The sequence below is a fragment of the Providencia sp. JGM181 genome, assembly GCF_018257375.1.
In the GTDB taxonomy this organism is placed as follows: domain Bacteria; phylum Pseudomonadota; class Gammaproteobacteria; order Enterobacterales; family Enterobacteriaceae; genus Providencia; species Providencia lanzhouensis.
This window is the reverse complement of record NZ_JAERJY010000191.1, coordinates 1-5,136: the sequence shown is the minus strand read 5'-3', so window position 1 is coordinate 5,136 and position 5,136 is coordinate 1. Positions and strand designations below refer to the sequence as shown.

Here is a 5,136-nt window from a genome sequence, read left to right as displayed (position 1 = left end):
TTTGTTAGAAGGGGCAATGCATTCCCAAGCCCAGTTACGGCGCTTTAGTCACAATAGCGTTGATTCCTTAGAGAAATTAATCAGCAAACCCCATACATCGAAAACGTTAGTAGTGACTGAAGGGGTGTTCAGCATGGATGGGGACAGTGCGCCACTTGATGAATTACAAACCCTGTCTCACGCTCACAATGCATGGTTGATGGTGGATGATGCTCATGGACTTGGGATTTGGGGCAAGCAAGGGCGTGGGAGCTGTGATAAATATGGTATTAAGCCCGATATTCTCGTGGCCACTTTTGGTAAAGCCGTTGGCGTTAGCGGGGCAGCGGTGTTGTGTGATGAACGCACTGCGGACTTTTTAATTCAAGCGGCTCGCCACCTTATTTACAGCACCTCAATGCCTCCAGCTCAAGCCGTTGCTATCTCGGCGGCGGTAGAAAAAATTCAACAAGCGGACGAGCAGCGAGCTCAATTACAGCGCAATATTCGCTATTTTAGGCGTCAGCTTAATTTACCGGATATGCATCTAGTGGATTCAAATACGGCTATCCAACCGCTGATTGTCGGGGATAACGAAAAGAGTTTGCAGTTATCACAATTTTTGCGCGAGAAAGGCATTTGGGTTCAAGCAATTAGACCGCCAACGGTTCCACCGGGGAGTGCCAGATTACGTATGACGCTAAGTGCTGCTCATCAGCAAGACGATATCGACAAATTATTGGAGGTACTCAATGAGTTTGTCTTTGTGTCATGATGAGGCAAGTTTATCGCGAAATATTAGAGAGAAAGCCAAGATAGCTTCGGCATTTGGGCGTGCTGCTTCGCGCTATGATTCTCTGGCTAGCTATCAACAAAATAGCGGTAAGCAGCTGCTTAGCCTGCTGGAAAATCATAGGACAATAGAGACGCCTATATTTTCTCAACAAGTACTAGATGCGGGCTGTGGAACAGGATTTTTTAGCCAAATAATCAAACAGCGTGGTGCATATGTCACGGCGCTCGACCTTTCTACGGGCATGTTGGATGTCGCGCAAAACAAGCAAGCGGCACACCGTTATGTGTGTGGAGATATGGACACACTTCCTTTTGAGGATGCCAGCTTTGATTGGGTATTTTCCAATTTGGCCATTCAGTGGTGCGATGATTTATCTCATGCTCTGGGTGAGTTATACCGCGTGACAAAGCCAGGAGGAATTATCGGTTTTACCACCTTAGCGGAGCACTCCCTTGGCGAGCTTTCGGCGGCTTGGAAAGCGTTGGATGATTCCCCTCATGTAAACCGTTTTTTATCCTACTCAAACATTGTTAAGAGCTGTCAGGGTTGGCGTAGCCAACTTTATCAACAAGCGGACACTCTCTATTTTTCGAACCTCATTGAATTACTTAATTCAGTGAAGGGAATAGGCGCAACTCACTTAACTGCGGGTCGCCAAGCGGGGCTGATGACTCGTCAGCGTTTGCAGCAACTCAGCTCAGTATATCCAAGTACTGAGAAAGGGCTGCCATTAACCTATCAAACTGTATTTGGAATTATTTATCGTGACTAAAACGTATTTTGTAACCGGAACGGATACCGAAATTGGCAAAACCATGTCGAGCTGTGCATTGTTACAAGCAGCTAATCTGCAAGGGCTAAAAACCGTAGGATATAAGCCAGTAGCTTCTGGTAGCGAAATGACCGCACAAGGTTTGCGTAATAGCGATGCACTACAGCTTCAAGCGAATAGCCGCGTCGTAGTACCTTATGAGCAAATTAATCCCATCATTTTTGAAGCGCCGACGTCACCTCACATTGTCAGTGAAAAAACTGGGCAGTCCATTGAGTTTTCCGTGATGACTCAAGGACTAAAACAGCTACAAGCACAGGCGGAATGGGTGTTAGTGGAAGGAGCAGGCGGTTGGTATACCCCATTATCTGCCGAACAAACCTACGCAGATTGGGTGGTTGAACAGCGGTTACCCGTGATTTTAGTGGTAGGTGTGAAGCTTGGGTGTATTAACCATGCGGTATTAACTGCGCAAGCTGTGAAAGCCTCTGGGTTATCTTTAGTTGGCTGGATTGCGAATGAAGTGGAACCTGCGGGCATTTATCAACAAGAATATCTCACTGCACTGAAGCGGATGATCGATGCGCCATGCTTAGGGATCATCCCGCATATTGAAAGCCAATCTACTGATTCTTTAGGGCAATATTTAGACCTTTCTTCCCTTTAAGATCCCTTAAAAATCTTAGTAAACCCGCTAGACAATTAGGTGTGGCGGGAGTACGCCTTTTACTTGTTTTTGCCGATCTTTTTTAACGTTAAAGATCCTTTTTTTGTCAAGTTTCATCGGGAAAATACTAAGTAGTTTCCGTAAAAAAACAGAATATTTTTCTTTTGTCACGAATGGAGAGTAAAAACACTTTCATCATTTCGCCATATTTCTGTCATTTTATCGCTAAACCGTAAAATGGGCATGCTACGGGAGTGCATGAGGCGGAAGGGCTTCCAGAGTTATCCACTATTTCTGTGGATAACCTTGTGAATTAACATTCAAAAACCATTCTGATGCTAGGTGACAAGCGGCTTTGCCTTTATTTGATGTGATTCTGGGCTTTTGTGTAATTTTGTTTAAATACAATTAGTTAAATAAAAGCAAGCGTTCTATTTAGATTTGCGTTAAAGCCTAAAAGTCGAAAAGCATAAAATATCTACTTTCAAAAAGGTCAAGTTTTATTTTGGGGATAACATTTTCGTAAACAGATTTCAACCTCATAAAAAGGAAATTTATCGCCAGTACTTGAAGCTGGTTTTTTATCCAGTATCATAGGCGAGAGATTATTAAAGAGGCATAACTATGAGCAAGGATTTTAAACTGTATTCTGATTTTCAGCCGGGAGGCGATCAGCCTGAGGCGATTCGTAAATTAAGAGAAGGGTTAGAAGATGGTCTTGCTCATCAAACCTTGTTAGGGGTTACGGGGTCGGGTAAAACTTTTACAATTGCCAACGTTATCGCGCAAGAAAATCGCCCAACGATGTTGATGGCGCATAACAAAACCTTGGCCGCACAACTCTACAGCGAAATGAAAGCCTTTTTTCCTGAGAACGCAGTGGAGTATTTCGTTTCTTACTACGACTATTATCAGCCTGAAGCGTATGTCCCCAGCTCAGATACCTTTATTGAGAAAGATGCCTCGGTAAACGAACATATCGAGCAGATGCGTTTGTCTGCAACCAAAGCTTTACTTGAGCGTCGTGATGTCATTGTAGTGGCATCGGTCTCTGCAATTTATGGGTTGGGTGATCCAGATAGCTACTTAAAAATGATGCTGCACTTGACTGACGGCATGATCATTGACCAGCGCTCTATTTTGCGCCGCCTCGCAGATTTGCAATATACCCGTAATGACCAAGCATTTACGCGAGGGACTTTCCGCGTCCGCGGTGAAGTGATTGATATTTTCCCAGCAGAATCTGATGAATATGCATTAAGAGTTGAACTTTTCGATGATGAGGTGGAGCGATTATCGTTATTCGATCCGTTAACTGGGGCTATTCAACATCGAGTACCACGTTTTACCGTTTACCCTAAAACTCACTATGTGACGCCAAGAGAACGAATTCTTGAGGCGATGGAAAATATTAAAGTCGAGTTAGCCGATAGGCGCAAAGTGTTGCTAGAGAATCATAAGCTACTGGAAGAGCAGCGAATCACTCAGCGCACTCAATTTGACTTGGAAATGATGAATGAGTTGGGCTACTGCTCCGGCATTGAAAACTATTCACGTTATCTTTCGGGTCGCGCACCGGGCGAGCCACCGCCAACCTTATTTGATTATTTGCCCGCAGATGGGTTACTAGTTGTGGATGAGTCTCACGTCACTATCCCTCAAATTGGCGCGATGTATAAAGGTGACCGTTCTCGTAAAGAGACTCTCGTAGAGTATGGTTTCCGGCTGCCTTCTGCTCTCGATAACCGCCCAATGCGCTTTGAAGAATTTGAAGCTTTAGCACCTCAAACTATCTATGTCTCTGCGACACCGGGTAATTACGAGTTGGATAAATCAGGGCAGGAAGTGATTGAGCAGGTGGTTAGGCCGACAGGGCTGCTTGATCCGCTGATTGAAGTGCGTCCGGTGGCAACGCAGGTGGATGATTTGCTATCTGAAATTCGTATTCGCGTTCAGAAACAGGAGCGCGTGCTGGTCACCACCTTAACCAAACGCATGGCGGAAGATCTCACCGAATATTTAGAAGAGCATGGGGAGCGAGTACGCTATCTACACTCAGATATCGACACAGTGGAGCGCGTTGAAATTATCCGTGATTTACGTCTCGGTGAATTTGATGTGCTGGTTGGGATCAACTTATTGCGAGAAGGTTTGGATATGCCAGAAGTTTCGCTGGTGGCTATCCTTGATGCTGATAAGGAAGGTTTCTTACGTTCAGAACGTTCACTGATCCAAACTATCGGTCGTGCGGCGCGTAACTTGAACGGTAAAGCCATTTTATATGGGGATAGGATCACTAACTCCATGGAAAAAGCGATTGCTGAGACAGAACGACGTCGTGCCAAACAGATGGCGTTTAACGAAGCCCATGGCATCACGCCTAAAGGCTTGAATAAGAAAGTGGGGGATATCCTCCAGATTGGCCATAAAGTCGGCGGTAAAGGCAAAGGGCGCGGTAAAGAGAGCATCAAAGATGAATCTCTGCTTAATGTTCAATCCATGTCAACGAAAGAGCTGGAGCAGCGTATTTCTCAATTGGAAGCGCAGATGTATAAACATGCTCAAGATCTGGAATTTGAAGCCGCTGCGCGGGTTCGCGATGAGTTACAAACGCTACGGAACCAATTTATCGCCAATTCGTAATTTTTAATAATCGTTAAAAAATACGCTAATTTATTAAGAGCCTCTTAACGCTGTAATTCACAGTTTAAGGGGCTTTTTTATGAATGAAATAAGTAAGTAATTTCAATAAAAGCAATGAGTTAATCTATCAAGTAATTCTCGTTAATTAGGACTAACTTTTTCTCACTCTCCCAAAAAAATTGGTTAGTATCTCGCCATCTTCCGAACCAAAACGAGGCCGAGATGGCGACCCAATCAATTGTAGCTCCTCATGATTCAACCTTTAAAGGCTTTATGAGC

4 protein-coding genes are annotated in these 5,136 nt (G+C 44.4%); all 4 read left to right on the top strand.

Features of this window, described 5'->3' with window-relative positions:
* The coding region (locus JK188_RS16275) for an 8-amino-7-oxononanoate synthase (RefSeq protein ID WP_211888673.1) at nucleotides 1–754 on the top strand (754 nt) is incomplete at its 5' end.
* Nucleotides 732–1,547 carry a malonyl-ACP O-methyltransferase BioC gene (gene bioC / locus JK188_RS16270; protein WP_211884952.1) on the top strand — a complete coding sequence of 272 codons (816 nt, stop codon included), beginning with the start codon at nucleotides 732–734 and terminating at the stop codon, nucleotides 1,545–1,547. The genes JK188_RS16275 and bioC, both read left to right, overlap by 23 nt.
* Nucleotides 1,540–2,214 carry a dethiobiotin synthase gene (gene bioD, locus JK188_RS16265; protein WP_211884954.1) on the top strand — a complete coding sequence of 225 codons (675 nt, stop codon included), beginning with the start codon at nucleotides 1,540–1,542 and terminating at the stop codon, nucleotides 2,212–2,214. Before bioC ends, bioD begins: the two co-directional genes overlap by 8 nt.
* Before the next feature lie 624 nt (nucleotides 2,215–2,838).
* Nucleotides 2,839–4,857 carry an excinuclease ABC subunit UvrB gene (gene uvrB / locus JK188_RS16260; protein WP_036949781.1) on the top strand — a complete coding sequence of 673 codons (2,019 nt, stop codon included), beginning with the start codon at nucleotides 2,839–2,841 and terminating at the stop codon, nucleotides 4,855–4,857.
* The last annotated feature ends 279 nt before the right edge of the window (nucleotides 4,858–5,136 follow it).

Coding starts and splice junctions, on each gene's coding strand:
- bioC (WP_211884952.1), top strand. CDS start 732: ATGAGTTTGTCTTTGTGTCATGATGAGGCAAGTTTATCGCGAAATATT.
- uvrB (WP_036949781.1), top strand. CDS start 2,839: ATGAGCAAGGATTTTAAACTGTATTCTGATTTTCAGCCGGGAGGCGAT.